Consider the following 15472-nt stretch of genomic DNA (forward strand, 5'->3'; position numbering starts at 1 on the left):
TATTTAGGCGTTAATGGCAGTCTCCACTCTTCTTGCGCGATTTACCCCCCCTCGGCAGCAACATGTTGTTAGCTCTACATATCTGCGCAAAAGGTCGTAATTAGTTCTACCTCTTCCGATATTTACCATTCCGAAGTGCTATCTCCCGGTGTTGAACCTTGGGGCGCAGCATTAAAACTCCTTAATGATCTGGATATTAACCACGTTGATATCAATGTGATCCTTGGGCATGGTCTGTATCAAACCCTGTTGATTGATGATCCGGGGTTAAACGAGGAAGACAAACGCGCGGCACTGCCTTTCCAAATTAAAGACTTTATCGCCGAGTCACCCTCTGATGTGTTGGCCGATGGCTATGCATCACCGATAGCGGGTCGTTTCCACGTGTTCGTGTGTAATCGCAACGTGCTGGTTCATTTTTATACCCAATTAAAGAAAATTCACTGTGAACCCAACTTGGTCACGGTAGAAGATGTCGTACTGCGTCAATGGACCAAACTCGACAAAACAGAAATGGTGTTAAGCCGAGACAATCAGGGCGTCATTCAGCTTGCGGTATTTGATAAAGGCAAGCTTTGCTTCCAGCGTCAAATTCGCGGTCTGATGCTCGACGGCGGCACGCTTCAGCCATTGGTCATTGATGACTTGGCACTTGAGATCCAGCGTTCGCTGGATTACCTGCGCCCGCAGCTTAAAACCTCGCAAGTCAGTGGACTTGTTGTCAGTGTTGAAGACATTGATGACACAGAGTTAGCGTTCCAGCTTTCATCGCGCCTTATGGTATCGGTTCGTCCTCAGTCTTTGTTTGACGAAGGCGCGCATCATCAGCATATCGTGCAAGCAGGCAACGATGCTTCTTGCTCACCTGACGTTAACCTGTTCACCAAAGATCTGATCCCGAAAACATCCTGGCTCACCTTTGAAAAAATGCTGTTTTGCTGGGGGGCGACGGCGTTCATGCTGGTGATGGTGTCAGCATACCAACAGTTGCAGTTGACCGAATCGAAAGAGCTGGTAGAGCTTTCAAAGCTTGAACTGAATACCGCACAAACATTGTCGACACAATTGGACGAGCAATTGAAGCTGCATGTCCCATCGCTGGCAATTGAAAGTGAAATCAACGAAGCAGAAAAACGACTGGCCGCGAAGAAAAGCGTGCTTGAGGCAGTGAGAAAGCACGATACCGCGTCGCAAGAAGGCTACTCAAAAGCATTTAACGCGTTGGCATCGCTTTCACGAAACGATATCTCCGTGTCTCAAATCTATGCGGCGCAGGACACCTTGGATGTGAAAGGTCTGGTCGCTACACCGGAATCTGTTCCTGCTTGGTTGAGCACCTTCCAAACAGAAGAGGCGTTGGCGAATTTTGACTTCAAAGAGATGTCTTTGGGGCGAGATGAACAAAACCGGCTGACGTTCAGTCTGTTGTCGACACACTCTTTGGAGGACGTGAAGCCATGAGAGAAGGGTTAGACCGACTGAAAGAGAAATTTGATGCTCTGACATCACGAGAGCAGTGGTTGATTGCACTCGCGGGATGGTTCGCCATTTCCGGTGCAGGTGCCTTGGTGTTTATTGAACCGGCGACCAAAGCATCATGGACTTACAAGCGCAGTTCTCCAGCAATGAGCAAAATACGCAGCAACTGTTGACGCTAAACGCCTTAAAACAACAGAAATTGAGTGCATCACCCAATGCGGAGCTTGAGGCCGAACTCTCAACGCTGAACAAAGAAATTGATGCACTAGACGACCAAGTACAAAAGAAAGTGGCAGGCTTGGTGCCAGCACCTAAAATGCCGAAGTTGCTTGAGCGGGTGTTGGGGCAGTCGGAGCGACTCACGCTGCTTTCAATGGCGTCTTTGCCAGCGCAGCAGATTACCGATTCAAAAGATGCGGGGTATTTCGTGCATCCGATTGAGCTGACGCTCAGAGGGCGATATTTCGATATTGTGAGGTATCTGTCTGATTTGGAAGCACTACCTGAGAAATACTATTGGCGTAGTGTGGATTATAAGGTCACCGACTACCCCTATGCAGAGGTGGTCATTCAAGTTTACAGCTTGGGTGAGAGCGAAATATTTATCGGAGGCAGCAATGAAGGTCGCCTCTAATTATTTGTGTGTAAGTCTTTTGGCGATCATGCCCGTCATCGCGCAGGCAAATGTCGACCCAACAGCACCGCTTGGTTATCACGCACCAACCAAAGTTCAAAAGAAAACGACAGTCCGCCTTCCTGCGTTGGACGCCATCATGTGCTCATCGGAAGATGTCTGCACGGCAGTATTGGATGGTGAATCTGCAGTAGAAGGTCAAACAGTACGTGGCTTTGCCATCAGTGCTATCAACGAAAACCGCGTCTTGCTCAAGCGTGGGAATAAGCGTTGGTCGTTGACCATATTCAATGAGCAGGTAGTACAGTGAAGATAAAGATGTTTAGTAGGCTCATTATCGGTCTCACCGCGGCCCTGCTGTTGTCAGCGTGTCAAAGTGTCGGCCACCAAAAACCCACCGAGGTGCAAGCTGCACTCAATGAAGCGTATGCGGTAAGCAGTGGCAAGCCGTTGTCTGATTTGCCTGATGCCGTCACCCAAGATTTGATGGGCGATTTCTCAGATGTGTCAGGCTCAGGCGTGTTGTCCGAAAAGCGTCTGCGCATTAACGCTAAAAATGTCGATGCGAAAGCCTTCTTTGGCAGCTTAGTGCAGGGCACAGATTTCAATCTGGTGATGCACCCAGAAGTGGACGGCGAAATTACGGTGTCGTTGAAAGACGTGACTGTGCCGGAAGCACTAAAAGTGGTGGCTGATATCTATGGCTACAACGTTGAAACCAATGGTCGACTAATCCAAATTTTCCCAGCTGCGCTGAGAACCGAAACCTTTGCCGTCGATTATTTGCAGTTGCAACGTGCGGGTGTGTCGCTGACTTCTGTCAGCACAGGCGCGGTATCTAAAGAATCGTCTAGCTCTTCAAGTGATGGAGAAGAGTCATCAGAGCGCACGTCGGTATCGACCGGCGGAACTGTGATTGAAACCCGCGCACAAAGCAGTTTTTGGGATCAGCTAGAGCGCGCGGTTGCTGCCATGATTGGTGAAGGTGATGGCCGCAGTATTGTAGTTTCCCCGCAAGCCAGTTTGATCACAGTAAAAGCCTACCCTAATGAGTTGCGAGAGGTTCGTAACTTCCTTGAAGCCTCACAAAAACGCCTGACGCGTCAAGTGATTCTGGAAGCCAAGATTCTAGAAGTGACCTTGAATGATGGCTATCAGCAAGGCGTTAACTGGATGAACCTTGGACAGGCCATCGGCACCGATGGTGTGTCAATCTCACGTCCTGAAACGGCGCTGGTTGGCGATCTGATTTCCAATGTAATTGGGGGGCAGACCAACATCAATATCCAAGACGGCGACTTCCAAGCGGTGCTGAGCTTCTTGGATACCCAAGGCGATGTGAACGTGCTGTCTAGCCCTCGCGTGACCGCTGCCAACAACCAAAAAGCAGTGATCAAAGTTGGTGGTGACGAGTATTTCGTGACGGATATTTCCTCCAGCGACACCTCTGGTGACAACTCAGACTCAGGCCAAACATCGAACTGACGCCGTTTTTCTCTGGCATTTCGCTTGATGTGACGCCGCAGATTGATGACGACAACGGCGTGTTGCTGCACGTGCACCCAGCGTGATTGATGTGGTCACCGAAAACAAAGAAATTCAGCTAGGTACCTCGTCAACGCCTTATATCTTACCGTTGGCGAAGACCTCTATTCGTGAGTCGGACTCTATCATCCACGCACGCTCGGGTGATGTGGTAGTGATTGGTGGTTTGATGAAATCAAGCTACGAAGAAATGGTATCGAAAGTGCCACTGCTGGGTGATATCCCAGGTCTCGGCCACTTATTCCGAAACGTTAACCGACTGAAACAGAAAACAGAATTGGTCATTTTGCTTCAGCCTTCTGTGGTAGGCGAGCAAACCTGGCAACAGGAAATCGACCGTTCTCGACAGCTTTTGAACGACTGGTTCCCTGAGAGTTAAGCAGTAACAAGCGATGTATCTAACCCATTTTAAGTTGCGCGAAGCACCGTTTAGCTTAACCCCAGACACCCGATGCTTTTTCGGGCTGCGTTCGCACGTCGAAGCCATTAATACCTGCATGACGGCAGCGAAAATGGGCGAAGGCTTGGTGAAGGTCACGGGGGAAGTTGGCACCGGTAAAACGCTGGTTTGTCGTTACTTGCTCAAGACGTTAGCCAAAGAGTTCACCCTAGTGTATCTGCCAAACCCGGCGAACAATGTCGCAAGCTTGTATCGCATGATTGCCGATGAGCTGAGTATTGATAGCAACACGGAACAAGAAATGTTGTTAGGTGCTATTCAGCGTGCCGCGATTGAGGCTGCACGTCAGGAAAAGCCAGTGCTGATCTTGTGCGATGAAGCGCAGGCACTGCCTGATGATGTGCTGGAGGCCATTCGCCTTCTTGGGAATTTAGAAACCGAGCAGCGAAAGCTGATACAGCAAATTTTGTTTGGTCAGCCTGAGTTGGATGAACGCTTGCGTCAGCACAACATGCGTCAACTGCTGCAGCGCATCAGCTTCAGTGCAGAGTTGTTCCCAATGACGTTTGTTGAGGCGTCAGCCTACATCGATCATCGCCTTGAAGAGCAAGGCGCAGAAGAAGGTCTATTCAGCCTTTGGGCAAAGCGCCGTATTTGGGTGGCTAGCCAAGGCATTCCGCGCATTGCACACCAGCTTTGTCACAAGGCACTGTTGGTGAGTTTTAGCAAAGGTCAGAAAAAGGTTTCCGGCAGCTCAGTCAAATTGGCAATCAAAGACACCCCAATGGCAAAACAGCACTCGTCGCTGCGTGCGATCTGGGGCTAGGACTTCTCATGAGTGAATTGAACAAAATGCTGAGCGATCTGGCATCGCCAAATCACAATGAGAGCACCTTGAGCGTTGCTCCGACGCCGACTGCATGGCGTTTTCGTGTTGCGCGAATCGCTATGATTCTAGGCTTTGTTGTTGTGCTGGGTTCTGTTGCTGTCTGGGCAGTGTCTGGTGACGCGAAAGAGGATGCTGAACAAGCCTCGGCGACAACCCAAGCACCGGCTTCGGTTTCACCTGAAAAGCCAGCGGCGCAGACCGTTGGAATGGCGCGAGAGAACAAGCCAGAGAAAGGTCAGCAGTTCGAGGCGCAACAAGCCAATGCAGAGCAAGCGAAGGTTGCACCGACATTGTCACCGACCCAAAAAGTGGTGAATCACGACAATGATTATGTGGTGCGCACACAAGCCGTTCAGCCAAAGCCAGAAGTTATTGAGCCTACTAAGCCAAAGGCCGTTGAAAAACGGTCTGTTAGCAAGCCTGTCGAAGAAAAGGATACGACGACAGCCATTGCAGCAGTGAAGCCTGCGCCTGTGAACGTGAGTGCTGCACCAGTCAAGGTTGAACCAGTACGAGCGGAGCCGGTAAAAGCGACACCGCCTGTTGCTAAGACGGTTGTTGTGTCCGAGTCCAACAATAACAAAAATGCCTCACTGATTGTTGAAACGGTAGAGTTATCAGGACCAGAGTTGGCTGCAATTGCGTACGAAAAAGCGCAAAAGCGCGCGCAAATTGGGGATACCAAACAAGCTATTGCGTTTTTGAAAGATGCCGTGAATTACCATCCAAACCATGTCGCTGCTGTGAATCAACTGGCAGGCATGCTCTATGGTCGCAATCAAATTCGAGATGCAGAAAATGTGCTGCGCTCAGGCATCAAAGCCAACCCTGAATCAGCATCACTCAAGCTGACCTTAGCAAGAATTTATCAGCAAAATAATCGAGAAGAGTCGGCTCTTAACGTTCTGTTGGAGCCAGTTTATGGCCGCAGTGTGGACGATATCCGCATGGTCTCTATGCGTGCAGGATTGGCACAAAAACTCGGTAACCATGCAGAAGCGCAAAACAGCTACCTTTGGCTGACAAAGGTTGAGCCGGAACAAGGCCGCTGGTGGCTGGGCTCTGGTGTCTCAGCAGAACGAACCGGCGACTACGCGCAAGCAAAACAAAGTTATGAACAAGCGATCGATGCGGGCGGTTTGAGTAATCAATCCATGCAGTTTGCTCGCCAACGTCTGGTGTATCTCAACAGCGCGAAAGGAGCAGACAATGGCCATTAAGCTACGTAAACGACTGGGTGATCTGCTCGTTGAAGAGTGCATTATCTCGGATTCAGATTTGGGCGCGGCACTGAACCGCCAATCTGAAACGGGTCGTAAGCTGGGTGATACCCTGATTGATATGGGCATCCTGTCTGAAAGCCAGATGCTCAATTTCTTGGCGCGCCAACTGGGCGTGCCGCTGATTGATCTTAGCTTGACGCAAGTCGATCCGAATGCCGTCGCCTTGCTGCCAGAAGTACATGCGCGTCGTCTGCGTGCGCTGGTGATTGGTCGTGTGGGTGAAACTGTGCGCGTTGCCATGTCCGATCCTGCGGATCTGACGGCACAAGAAAGCGTGCTAAACCTACTTAACCAATACCAAGTAGAGCTGATGGTGGTGGCTGAGCAGCCATTGCTGGACGCCTTTGACCGTTACTATCGCCGCACCAGTGAAATTGCATCGTTCGCGGAAAGACTTCAGGCCGAACATGGCGTGAAGTTGGATCAAAAATTTGGTGCAGAAGACGACCAATCTGAAGAAGTCACGGTTGTTAAGCTCATCAACTCGCTGTTTGAAGATGCGGTGCAGGTGAATGCCTCGGATATCCACATCGAGCCAGATGCGGACACGTTACGCATTCGTCAGCGTATCGACGGTGTGCTGCATGAAACGCTGCTGAAAGAACGCGCGATTTCCTCGGCATTGGTGCTGCGTCTTAAGCTCATGAGCGGCATGGATATTTCTGAAAAACGTCTTCCACAGGATGGACGGTTCCATATTAACGTTCGTGGCAGTGCGATTGATGTGCGTGTCTCGACGCTGCCTGTGCAGTATGGCGAATCTGTGGTTATGCGTTTGCTCAACCAATCAGCGGGGATCCTTCAGCTTGATGACGTGGGCATGGATCCACAGATGTTGGCACGTTTTCGTCATCAACTGAAAAGGCCGCACGGCATGATCTTGGTGACAGGCCCAACAGGTTCGGGGAAAACCACCACGCTGTATGGTGCGCTCAATGAACTCAATGTGCCGGGCAAGAAGATCCTGACGGCAGAAGACCCGGTGGAATACCGATTGCCGAGGATCAGCCAAGTTCAGATCTCCAGTAAAATCGGCCTGACATTCTCTTCTGCATTACGCACATTTCTTCGTCAGGATCCGGACATCATATTGGTCGGTGAGATGCGTGACCTTGAAACCGTAGAGATCGGTCTTCGCGCATCACTTACGGGTCACTTGGTGCTGTCGACACTGCACACCAACAACGCCATCGACAGTACGCTTCGTCTGCTCGACATGGAAGCACCTGGCTATCTGGTGGCAAGCTCTGTCAGAGCAGTACTGGCTCAGCGTCTTATTCGTAAAATCTGTTCAGATTGTAAAGTGCCACACCCGGTTGAGCCTGATGAGCAGGTTTGGCTGAGCACGGTTGGTACTGATTCAGTCACGACTGGCTTTTATAAAGGCCGCGGTTGCCAGCGATGCAACTTTACCGGCTACAAAGGCCGTATCGGTGTGTTCGAGCTACTAGAAATCACCCCTGATCTGATGGATGCATTGCGTGGCAATGACACGCGAGCCTTTGCGCTGATTGCAGAACAGCAGCCGGGCTATCAGCCGCTGGTTCACTCAGCGTTGGCCTATGCAAAACAAGGGCAGACGACACTGGAAGAGACGATGAAGCTCTCTGAAGGCGCATCACTGACCATGGCGAGCGTCTAATGGCGCGTTATCGCTATACCGCCCGCACCTCCCAAGGCAAGCGGGTGACCGAGGTCTTGGAAGCGGCGAGCGAACGCGAAGCCATGGCTGCCATTGCCAGTTCAGGAAAGATTTTGTTGTCGCTAGAGCAGACAACGGCACGCGTTAAACAAGCAAACTCGTCCACGGGTTTGTTTCAGCGCAAAGTGAAGCTGGATGCGATCGTTATCCTATGCCGACAAATGTATAGCCTAACCAAAGCAGGCGTGCCTTTATTGCGCGCGATTAAAGGCTTAACGGACAGTACTGCTGACCCGATGTTGAAAGAGGCATTGCACAGCGTGGGCAGTGAGCTTTCGAACGGTCGACCGTTGTCATCTGCAATGCGAGACCATCCTCGCGTGTTTAGCGACCTGTTTGTGTCACTGATTCAGGTGGGTGAGAACACGGGCCGCTTGGATGATGCCATGTTGCAGCTTGCTGAATACTACGAGCAGGAAATCGAAACCCGCCGTCGTATCAAATCAGCACTGCGCTATCCAAGCTTTGTGCTGACCGTCATCATCGGTGCCATTGCGTTTTTGAATGTAAAAGTCGTGCCGCAGTTTGTTGGCATGTTTGAAAAGTTCGGCTCGGATCTTCCACTGCCGACCAAGATCTTGATGGCGACATCGAGCTTTTTCGTCAATTACTGGTGGCTAATCGTGATTTCCACCGTGTGTTCTTTCCTTGGCTGGCAGGTCTGGAAAAACACTGAAAAGGGCCGAGTAAGTTGGGACCGATTTAAGATTCGCTTACCTATTGTCGGCACGCTGTTAAATCGCGCATTGATGAGCCGATTCTCTCGCACCTTTGCGTTGATGCTGCGTGCAGGCGTGCCGCTGAATACCGCGCTGCAAATGTCCGGCGAAGCCTTGGATAACCATTTCCTCGCTGGTGAAGTCGACAAGATGAAAGGCGCGATTGAGTCGGGGATGAACCTGAGTTCGGTCACGGCAAATAGCAAGCTCTTTACGCCACTGGTTCACCAGATGATTCAGGTGGGCGAGGAAACCGGCCAAATCGACAACTTGCTGTTGGAAGCGAGTGAGTTTTACGACCGCGAAGTGGATTACGACTTAAAGACCTTGTCGGCACGCATTGAGCCTATTTTGCTGATCGTGGTGGCTGGCATGGTGCTGATTTTGGCATTGGGTATCTTCCTGCCGATGTGGAACATGCTTGACCTCATTCGCGGTGGTTAACGTGTTTGGGCTCGAAAAGACCTGGGTGGAGTGGGGGATTCTCACAACCATTATCGGCAGTTTAAGCCTTGCGGCGTCTCCGGCTATCGAGCAAGTGATGGACTATGCCGATGAAGTCGAATTTCGCTATCTCGCGAATGCTTTCGCGGGTGGCGTGAAAAACGTACAAATGCGAGCAACACTGCAACCTATTGATAGACAAAGCGATATGGTGACAGTGGATGGGATGACCTTTCGATTGCTGCCTAAAAACGACAGCCAAGCAGGCCAACCTTATGCGCTTAAAGGCGGGGCGACGGACTTAGCAAACTTGTCATCGCAAGATTGTGGTGCGCTGTTTAATGCACTCACTGGCCAGTCTTACTGGCTGGAAAATGATTTACGGCCGAAGGCGTTCACGCGCCCTCAGCCTTTGGTTCGAGCGATAGTGGCCAAGGACAAAGGTATCAGATCCAGCCCCTATTGCCGATTTGAAAGACCGGTGCGCGCCGGTTTTTGGGGAGATGATTCGTCAGCCACACTGGCGCGTCATGTTTTTGCCTATTACCCAGCTTCTGGGCGGGTAGAGGTATTAAGAAAGACAGGAGAAGTAAAATGAAACGTCAAGGCGGTTTTACACTGATCGAAATGATCGTGGTAATTGTAATTCTTGGTATTTTATCCGTTACCGCAGCACCAAAGTTTTTGAGCTTCAAAGATGATGCGCAAGCCGGAGCATTAGAAGGGCTAAAAGCGGCAATGCAAAGTGCAGCAAGCATCGTTAATGGTTCTTTCCTTATCTCGGGAGCTGATGCCAACAGCAAAGTTGGAGATGTGCTTGTACACAATGGTTTCCCAGATGCAACATCGACTGGTATTGGTGAGGCGATCGAAACAGCAGATTTTGAACCGTACACAACCGGATCTACCCCAGCAGGATCAATTGAGTATACCTTTGTTGAAGGCGGTGGGACGAAATGTGTAATTTATACAAAGTCAGCAGCGTTGAATGTAAACCCCGTTATTGCTGTTGGTGATTGCACCAAGTGATAAATTGAAGCGATTCTAGTTGGTTTAATGGTGTTAGATAGAGGCTTCACACTCGTCGAGTTAGTCACCGTATTGGTGATCCTTTCGGTTTTGAGTGTGTATGCTGTACCGCGCCTGTCGGGGGCTGAATCCTTTTCAGTGACCAGTGCGCGGGATACGGGCTTGTCTGTTGTCAGGCAAGTCCAACTCAGGGCAATGCAGCAAGAAGATCCTTCTAATAGCTGCTTTGCCTTGAACCTCACTGCCACCCGATTTGGCGGCAGTGTCGCTTCTGATTCCTGTAAGTTGGGTGACGACGGCAACCGCAGCGATGTGGTTGACCTCTCTGATGCCAAAGTTAGGGCGTCAGGACCTGCATCCATTGCGTTTGATTTACTCGGCCGCCCAACCTGCGTTGGCGGTACTTGCAAAATTACCTTTTCCCAAGGCAGTGCTTCAGCCAGTATTTGCGCCAATAGCGAGGGCTATTTCTATGCCTGTAGCTGAGCCACATCATCGGAATTCTGCCTATCAGCAAGGCTATACGCTGGTAGAGCTTGTAATCGGCATTGTTGTGTTTGGTGTAGCGCTGGTTTTAATGGGCACGACCTTGTTTCCCATGTTCACAAAATCTGCTGACCCACATTACGAAGCGAGAGCCGCCGCGTTAGGACAGGCCGTGATGACGGATGTGCTCGCCAGACAGTTTGATCAAAACAGTGATGCTGATGGTAGTCGCTGGCGCTGTGACGAAAACGCTGAAGCAGTGCGAAACAAAAATATCTTAGCCCCAGACACGATTCCGGCTTGCTCTCGCATGTTGGCAGGCATTGCTAACAATAACTTCGTTGCCGTGGAAGATTATATCGGTTGTTGGGGTGTAGAAACCGCGTGTACGCAAGCATATCGCGGCTCCTTAGACGGTCTTGTCGGCGGGCTTGCCTCAGATTTTCTAGCTTCACCGTGGACATCAATGTGGTGTATGACGCCAGTACGTTTACCGACTCCACTAACAATGATTATCTCTATAAACGTGTCGATTTAACTGTCGATACGGGCAGTTTCGGCAATTATGATTTTTCTGCGTATAGGGGCAATTTCTGATGCCTCATCAACGCGGATTTACTCTGATCGAAATCATCGTCACACTGACGATTCTGGCCATTGTCTCCATTGGCATTTCTGGCTTTTTAGAGTCAGGTGCTCAGGGTTATGTCGAAGCCAAAAACCGTGAGGCCCTGCAATCTCAGGCGCGTTTTGTGGTGGAGCGGTTAGGGCGTGAAATCCGCCATGCTGTACCGGGCAGTTTGCTCATCTCAAATAACGATCGGTGTCTGCGCTATACGCCCATTAAATATACTGGGGTTTACTCTGACAGAGAGCCAAACGCTGACACGCTAAGCGTAGCGATGTCTTCTGAGAACAATGGGTGGGTATCTGCTATAAACCGCGGTGGGTATCGCATCGCTTTCTTGCCAATGACGCCATCAAACCTTGATGTCGGAAATGCGCAAAGTTTTGCGCTTACTTCCGCAAACGCGGGGAACAGTGTGTTGACGCTGGATAGGGATACCACCAAAGAGTGGCCAGTTGAAAGCCCTTCCAAACGCTTTTATATCTACAAAGACGCGGTCAACTTTTGTTTTGATATCGCAAGCGGCGCACTGACACGTCAAGAAGGCACGGGCAACGCGTGGTGCTCGCAGAAGGATTACTCGATGGCAGTGATTTTGCGCTTGATACCGCCTCGCTGTCGCGCTCTAACATGTTGCGTGTCCACTATCGCTTCGGTCAAGGCGGTGAAGTGTCCGTATACAACCAGCATATTCAGGTGATGAATGCGCCATAACCTCCGCCACTCCCAACGCGGCAGCATGTTGATTGTTGCTGTGTTTGCGCTTACCGCAATGGCAGCGTTAGGTACTGTGCTAATGCAAATTAACTGGTCGCAAAAAGACACGACAACCCGTGAAGTGCTTGGCGCGCGTGCATGGTTTGCCGCAAGCAGCGGCACTGAATATGCTATGACTAAGTTATTTCCTCTTGCGACAATTCCCGCAAATGTCGTAAGTGAAGCGACGCTTGCTCAACAAGCTTGTTCCGCAATACCTGATGTGGGTGAGACCATCGATTTTTCGGCTTCTGGGCTAACTGGCTGCACTGTAACTGTTAGCTGCGATATCGTAGCGGGTACAGTTGAACAGTACTTGATCACGAGTAAAGGCCAATGTGGCAGTGCGCAGTTTAGTGTTACTCGAACACAGGAAAGTTGGGCAAAGGTGTTGGTACCATGATCATTAAAAATGTCCTAGCGATACTCATTCTGCTCTTCAGTTTTCATGTGTCAGCGTCTTATATCAACTACTTTCCAGGGCCAGCTCAAGCTCCTAGGTCTGCGAATCCAAACTCTGATAATTCTGAACTTTTCATGAATGGGAATGGTTATATTGTCAATCTGGGGGCCGGCACCGTTGAGATAGGGTTCAATAAGTATTCGCCACGTGGGCAGGAAAAACACTGTTCAACGGATGGGAAAACATTCGAAAAATGTGTAAACAATAAAGATTTGCGCGGAGACAATGCTGGCCTTGTTTTAATAAAAGACTCAGAGCTTGATCCAAGAGAATTTCCTGGTGAATGGGATGGGTCTAGAGACAACCTAAAGCCAACTGATCCCAAATTTAAAATAGTTCGAGTCAGTCAAAACTTGTCCTTAGATTCCGGTGTGTATCATTTTGGAGAGCTGGTTGTCGGCAATGGCAAATCCATTACAGTCAAAGGCAAGGTTGAAATACATGTCAACCAATTACATTTAAATGGTAGTGCAAAGGTTAACTTAAACGGCGTACCAGAAAACCTCACCATTTGGGTACATGGTGGTGATGGTGAAGTTAATGATATGCCCTCTGTTCAGTTGAACTATGGTTCTACTGTTCACGGCTATATATATACGCAAGCAGGTGTGGACTTTGGTGGTAACAATGACGTTTTAGGGGCAGTAACTGCCAATAACATTAAAATGAATCAAAACTCGACCATCACTTACTCTTCATTGTACGCTGATTACAAACTGGTTATGACGCCGAAAAACACTTATTCGAGTTCATGTTCTAGGGTTCCAATAACATTCCAAGTTATGGACAAAAATGGCGAACTACTGAAGGATATCTCAGGAAATTTAGAGGCAACGATAACGCGTCAACAAGAACATTCTTGTTGGGCTATTTCACCTGAGTCCACCTGTTTTTCTAGCCCCGCGAAAGTACTACTTACTGAGGGGAGTAGAACGCTCTGGCTTCAGAGTGACGCAAACAATACGGTGAATGTGAGTGCTGAGTTTTATAGCGATAAAACAGGTATATTACGTGAAATAGGGGGAAGATATCGATTTGCTCCCGTTAGTTTTCGGGTAACGCCAGAGCCAGTAAAAATGGTTGCAGGGAAGCCCCAGTTTTTGTCTCTCGAAGCCGTGGCAGCGACGGGAGGCCAATGTGAAGTTGTTGGTGATTATAACGGAATCAAAACTCTTGCCATTGGCGAGACTCAATATCTAAGCCCAAATTATGTTGATGGAACGGAAGCACCCACTTCACTTGAGTTCCTAAACGTTCCCCTAGAAAAGTTTAAGTTGGTCACGTTTGTTGATGGGCTTGCAAAAGATGCTTTTGAAGTTAGGTATGCAGACGCTGGCCAATTAAGTTTTAGTCTTTACGAATTTGATATAAATGAGATTGACCCGGCACTGAATCAACAGGATAAAGCAGCTGATGAAGACAACAGGGTTCGAGGCACAGCGTACTTGGATGTTAGGCCTTATACGTTGCTATTTGTGACGCCAATGCGAATAAAGGACATTCGACTGAAAATGATGCATTTACCTATGCAGGTTCCCCATTCAGTGTGAATCTAAAACCAGTGATTTGGCTTGATGGAGATAGAGAAGACGAATCCAGAATCGATTTATCTCTCAAAGACTATTGCACTCGAGAATCCACCCCGAGCTTTTGGCATGACAATGCCCCAGAAGCCACATTAGGGTTAAGAAGCAAAGCCAAAATTGTTTCTCCATCCCAAGGCAGTAATGCCAGCGTGAGCGGCACTATCAGCAAACAGCATACTGAAGCAGTAAATGGACTCTACGCTTTTCCGTCACTGAAGATTGAGGATGTGGGTGTTTACCGATTACGTTCCAAAGTTACTGGAAAATACTTGGATATGAAGGTGAATCGAGGTGAGTTACCTGTTGGCCGTTTCTACCCATCTCACTTTGGTATCGCGTCTGAATTCAAACGTGGCGTAGAGGCAGCGAATGATGAAGATGGTAATGGTTTTACCTATCTAGAGCAGCCGTTTGTGGGTGAGTACACCATTCATGCCATGGACATCAACGACAAGCCGGTGAAGAACTATCACCTCTATACTGGCACGAACGATAAAGCCCAGTTCGAGGATTGGGTGATTGATCCCGGCACTCAATATCCTTATGAGGGCTCAGACCTAAGCGCGCGCTGGCAAGGTGCTCGCCTTGGAAACACGCAGTGGGTTGCAGGCACTGGCGGCGTGAGTGAGGTGAAAGTCTCGGGCAATATGGTGATGCGAAAAGCAGATAACGAGGACGGGCCCTTTGAGCCACTTCGCTTTGCAGCAGGCGTTGCCGTCGCTGATCGAGATAACACCCAGTTCGAGCTTTGCGCCAATCAAGGCGACTTTGGCTGCTCAAAGTCGGTAAAACACCCGACTGATGATCGATTTGGTGCACAAGTCGCGGAAGGGCCATTCTTCTTCGGCAGAATACGCGTGGGCAGTTTTACTGAAACCCAAGATTTTTCTGGGGAACAAAATCTGCCTGTTATCGTCGAATACTGGAATGGCCGCCGTTTTGCGACAAATTCTCGTGATAACGCCTCGTTTGTCCACCTGGCGGGCAGCCTCAAACAGCAACTGGTCAACAACAGCCAAAACCTTGAAACGCAAATCCAGTGGCAAGATGGCTCTACCACAGAAGGCACCGAGTCTGTTGCGAACGGTGTATATACCTTTAAGGTTGTGCCACAGCAAGGAAACGAGACCTTACCGTTCCGCGAGCAGTTCCGTTTCTGGCAATGCTTGGCATCCGGTTGTGAGGTGGATGAAACCACAGTGACAGGATTTGTCGAGCAACCTTGGCTGCAATATGGGTGGGAAAGTGCCACCGAACTGAAAAAGACCTCTGGCTTGGTAACGTACGGGCATTATCGAGGAAGTGATCGACTTATCTATAAAGGTGAAAAAAACATCACTTTGACAGGGGAATGAAAAAAAAGACTGATCTCATTCAGGTTTGTAGATCATCACCTTGCCGCGCCCCGTCTGCGTTGGTACATTTAGCG

General features: G+C 49.6%; 16 protein-coding genes and 1 pseudogene. All 17 read left to right on the forward strand.

Translation table 11 applies throughout. The features are described from left to right. Positions 1-135: 135 nt before the first annotated feature. The 17 genes and pseudogenes from ATN88_RS21770 to ATN88_RS21845 all read left to right on the forward strand — a co-directional run bounded on the left by ATN88_RS21770 (position 136) and on the right by ATN88_RS21845 (position 15398). Positions 136-1461: an MSHA biogenesis protein MshI gene (locus ATN88_RS21770; protein ID WP_232313472.1), complete on the forward strand. Its 1326-nt coding sequence runs from the start codon at positions 136-138 to the stop codon at positions 1459-1461. Continuing rightward, entirely contained in the window at positions 1458-1652 is a 195-nt protein-coding gene (locus ATN88_RS27885; RefSeq protein ID WP_232313473.1) for a type II secretion system protein M, read from the forward strand. Before ATN88_RS21770 ends, ATN88_RS27885 begins: the two co-directional genes overlap by 4 nt. Beyond that, a complete protein-coding gene (pilO, locus tag ATN88_RS21775) occupies positions 1598-2113 on the forward strand; it encodes a type 4a pilus biogenesis protein PilO (RefSeq protein ID WP_232313474.1) in 516 nt (171 codons plus the stop codon). Before ATN88_RS27885 ends, pilO begins: the two co-directional genes overlap by 55 nt. Beyond that, on the forward strand, positions 2097-2423 hold the full coding sequence (locus ATN88_RS21780) for an MSHA biogenesis protein MshK (protein ID WP_067419668.1): 327 nt from the start codon (positions 2097-2099) through the stop codon (positions 2421-2423). Before pilO ends, ATN88_RS21780 begins: the two co-directional genes overlap by 17 nt. A gap of 8 nt (positions 2424-2431) precedes the next feature. Continuing rightward, positions 2432-4037, forward strand: a pseudogene (gene mshL / locus ATN88_RS21785) (pilus (MSHA type) biogenesis protein MshL). A 13-nt stretch (positions 4038-4050) separates the two neighbouring features. Beyond that, a complete protein-coding gene (locus ATN88_RS21790) occupies positions 4051-4884 on the forward strand; it encodes an ExeA family protein (RefSeq protein WP_067419669.1) in 834 nt (277 codons plus the stop codon). Between the two features lie 8 nt (positions 4885-4892). Continuing rightward, positions 4893-6167: a tetratricopeptide repeat protein gene (locus ATN88_RS21795; RefSeq protein ID WP_067419670.1), complete on the forward strand. Its 1275-nt coding sequence runs from the start codon at positions 4893-4895 to the stop codon at positions 6165-6167. Then, the gene (locus ATN88_RS21800) at positions 6157-7872 is read left to right on the forward strand and encodes a GspE/PulE family protein (protein WP_067419671.1); all 1716 of its coding nucleotides are present in this window, start codon (positions 6157-6159) and stop codon (positions 7870-7872) included. Before ATN88_RS21795 ends, ATN88_RS21800 begins: the two co-directional genes overlap by 11 nt. Continuing rightward, the gene (locus tag ATN88_RS21805; RefSeq protein WP_067419672.1) at positions 7872-9095 is read left to right on the forward strand and encodes a type II secretion system F family protein; all 1224 of its coding nucleotides are present in this window, start codon (positions 7872-7874) and stop codon (positions 9093-9095) included. The genes ATN88_RS21800 and ATN88_RS21805 overlap by 1 nt, the downstream gene beginning before the upstream one ends. Further along, positions 9073-9693 (forward strand): hypothetical protein, encoded by a 621-nt coding sequence (locus ATN88_RS21810; protein WP_232313475.1) that lies wholly within the window; start codon positions 9073-9075, stop codon positions 9691-9693. Before ATN88_RS21805 ends, ATN88_RS21810 begins: the two co-directional genes overlap by 23 nt. After that, positions 9690-10124 carry a type II secretion system protein gene (locus ATN88_RS28445; RefSeq protein ID WP_067419673.1) on the forward strand — a complete coding sequence of 145 codons (435 nt, stop codon included), beginning with the start codon at positions 9690-9692 and terminating at the stop codon, positions 10122-10124. The genes ATN88_RS21810 and ATN88_RS28445 overlap by 4 nt, the downstream gene beginning before the upstream one ends. A 27-nt stretch (positions 10125-10151) precedes the next feature. Beyond that, positions 10152-10610 (forward strand): prepilin-type N-terminal cleavage/methylation domain-containing protein, encoded by a 459-nt coding sequence (locus tag ATN88_RS21820; protein ID WP_067419674.1) that lies wholly within the window; start codon positions 10152-10154, stop codon positions 10608-10610. Further along, the gene (locus ATN88_RS21825) at positions 10597-11148 is read left to right on the forward strand and encodes a type IV pilus modification PilV family protein (RefSeq protein ID WP_232313476.1); all 552 of its coding nucleotides are present in this window, start codon (positions 10597-10599) and stop codon (positions 11146-11148) included. The genes ATN88_RS21820 and ATN88_RS21825 overlap by 14 nt, the downstream gene beginning before the upstream one ends. 58 nt (positions 11149-11206) lie before the next feature. After that, positions 11207-11938, forward strand: coding sequence for a PilW family protein (locus tag ATN88_RS21830; protein ID WP_232313477.1), 732 nt, complete (start codon positions 11207-11209; stop codon positions 11936-11938). Positions 11939-11941: 3 nt separating this feature from the next. Next, positions 11942-12397 (forward strand): MSHA biogenesis protein MshP, encoded by a 456-nt coding sequence (locus ATN88_RS21835; RefSeq protein ID WP_067419675.1) that lies wholly within the window; start codon positions 11942-11944, stop codon positions 12395-12397. Continuing rightward, complete coding sequence (locus tag ATN88_RS21840; protein ID WP_067419676.1) at positions 12394-14007, forward strand: hypothetical protein; 1614 nt, start codon at positions 12394-12396, stop codon at positions 14005-14007. Before ATN88_RS21835 ends, ATN88_RS21840 begins: the two co-directional genes overlap by 4 nt. Beyond that, positions 13929-15398 carry a DUF6701 domain-containing protein gene (locus ATN88_RS21845; protein ID WP_332308957.1) on the forward strand — a complete coding sequence of 490 codons (1470 nt, stop codon included), beginning with the start codon at positions 13929-13931 and terminating at the stop codon, positions 15396-15398. Before ATN88_RS21840 ends, ATN88_RS21845 begins: the two co-directional genes overlap by 79 nt. Positions 15399-15472: the final 74 nt, after the last annotated feature.

Origin of the sequence: Enterovibrio coralii (assembly GCF_001559595.1) — a bacterium.
Lineage (GTDB): Bacteria > Pseudomonadota > Gammaproteobacteria > Enterobacterales > Vibrionaceae > Enterovibrio > Enterovibrio coralii.

Bases quoted from the DNA above. Each gene is read 5' to 3' on its own strand.
- ATN88_RS27885 (WP_232313473.1), top strand. From the start codon at position 1,458: ATGAGAGAAGGGTTAGACCGACTGAAAGAGAAATTTGATGCTCTGACA.
- pilO (WP_232313474.1), top strand. From the start codon at position 1,598: ATGGACTTACAAGCGCAGTTCTCCAGCAATGAGCAAAATACGCAGCAA.
- ATN88_RS21780 (WP_067419668.1), top strand. From the start codon at position 2,097: ATGAAGGTCGCCTCTAATTATTTGTGTGTAAGTCTTTTGGCGATCATG.
- ATN88_RS21790 (WP_067419669.1), top strand. From the start codon at position 4,051: ATGTATCTAACCCATTTTAAGTTGCGCGAAGCACCGTTTAGCTTAACC.
- ATN88_RS21795 (WP_067419670.1), top strand. From the start codon at position 4,893: ATGAGTGAATTGAACAAAATGCTGAGCGATCTGGCATCGCCAAATCAC.
- ATN88_RS21800 (WP_067419671.1), top strand. From the start codon at position 6,157: ATGGCCATTAAGCTACGTAAACGACTGGGTGATCTGCTCGTTGAAGAG.
- ATN88_RS21805 (WP_067419672.1), top strand. From the start codon at position 7,872: ATGGCGCGTTATCGCTATACCGCCCGCACCTCCCAAGGCAAGCGGGTG.
- ATN88_RS28445 (WP_067419673.1), top strand. From the start codon at position 9,690: ATGAAACGTCAAGGCGGTTTTACACTGATCGAAATGATCGTGGTAATT.
- ATN88_RS21820 (WP_067419674.1), top strand. From the start codon at position 10,152: ATGGTGTTAGATAGAGGCTTCACACTCGTCGAGTTAGTCACCGTATTG.
- ATN88_RS21825 (WP_232313476.1), top strand. From the start codon at position 10,597: ATGCCTGTAGCTGAGCCACATCATCGGAATTCTGCCTATCAGCAAGGC.
- ATN88_RS21830 (WP_232313477.1), top strand. From the start codon at position 11,207: ATGCCTCATCAACGCGGATTTACTCTGATCGAAATCATCGTCACACTG.
- ATN88_RS21835 (WP_067419675.1), top strand. From the start codon at position 11,942: ATGCGCCATAACCTCCGCCACTCCCAACGCGGCAGCATGTTGATTGTT.
- ATN88_RS21840 (WP_067419676.1), top strand. From the start codon at position 12,394: ATGATCATTAAAAATGTCCTAGCGATACTCATTCTGCTCTTCAGTTTT.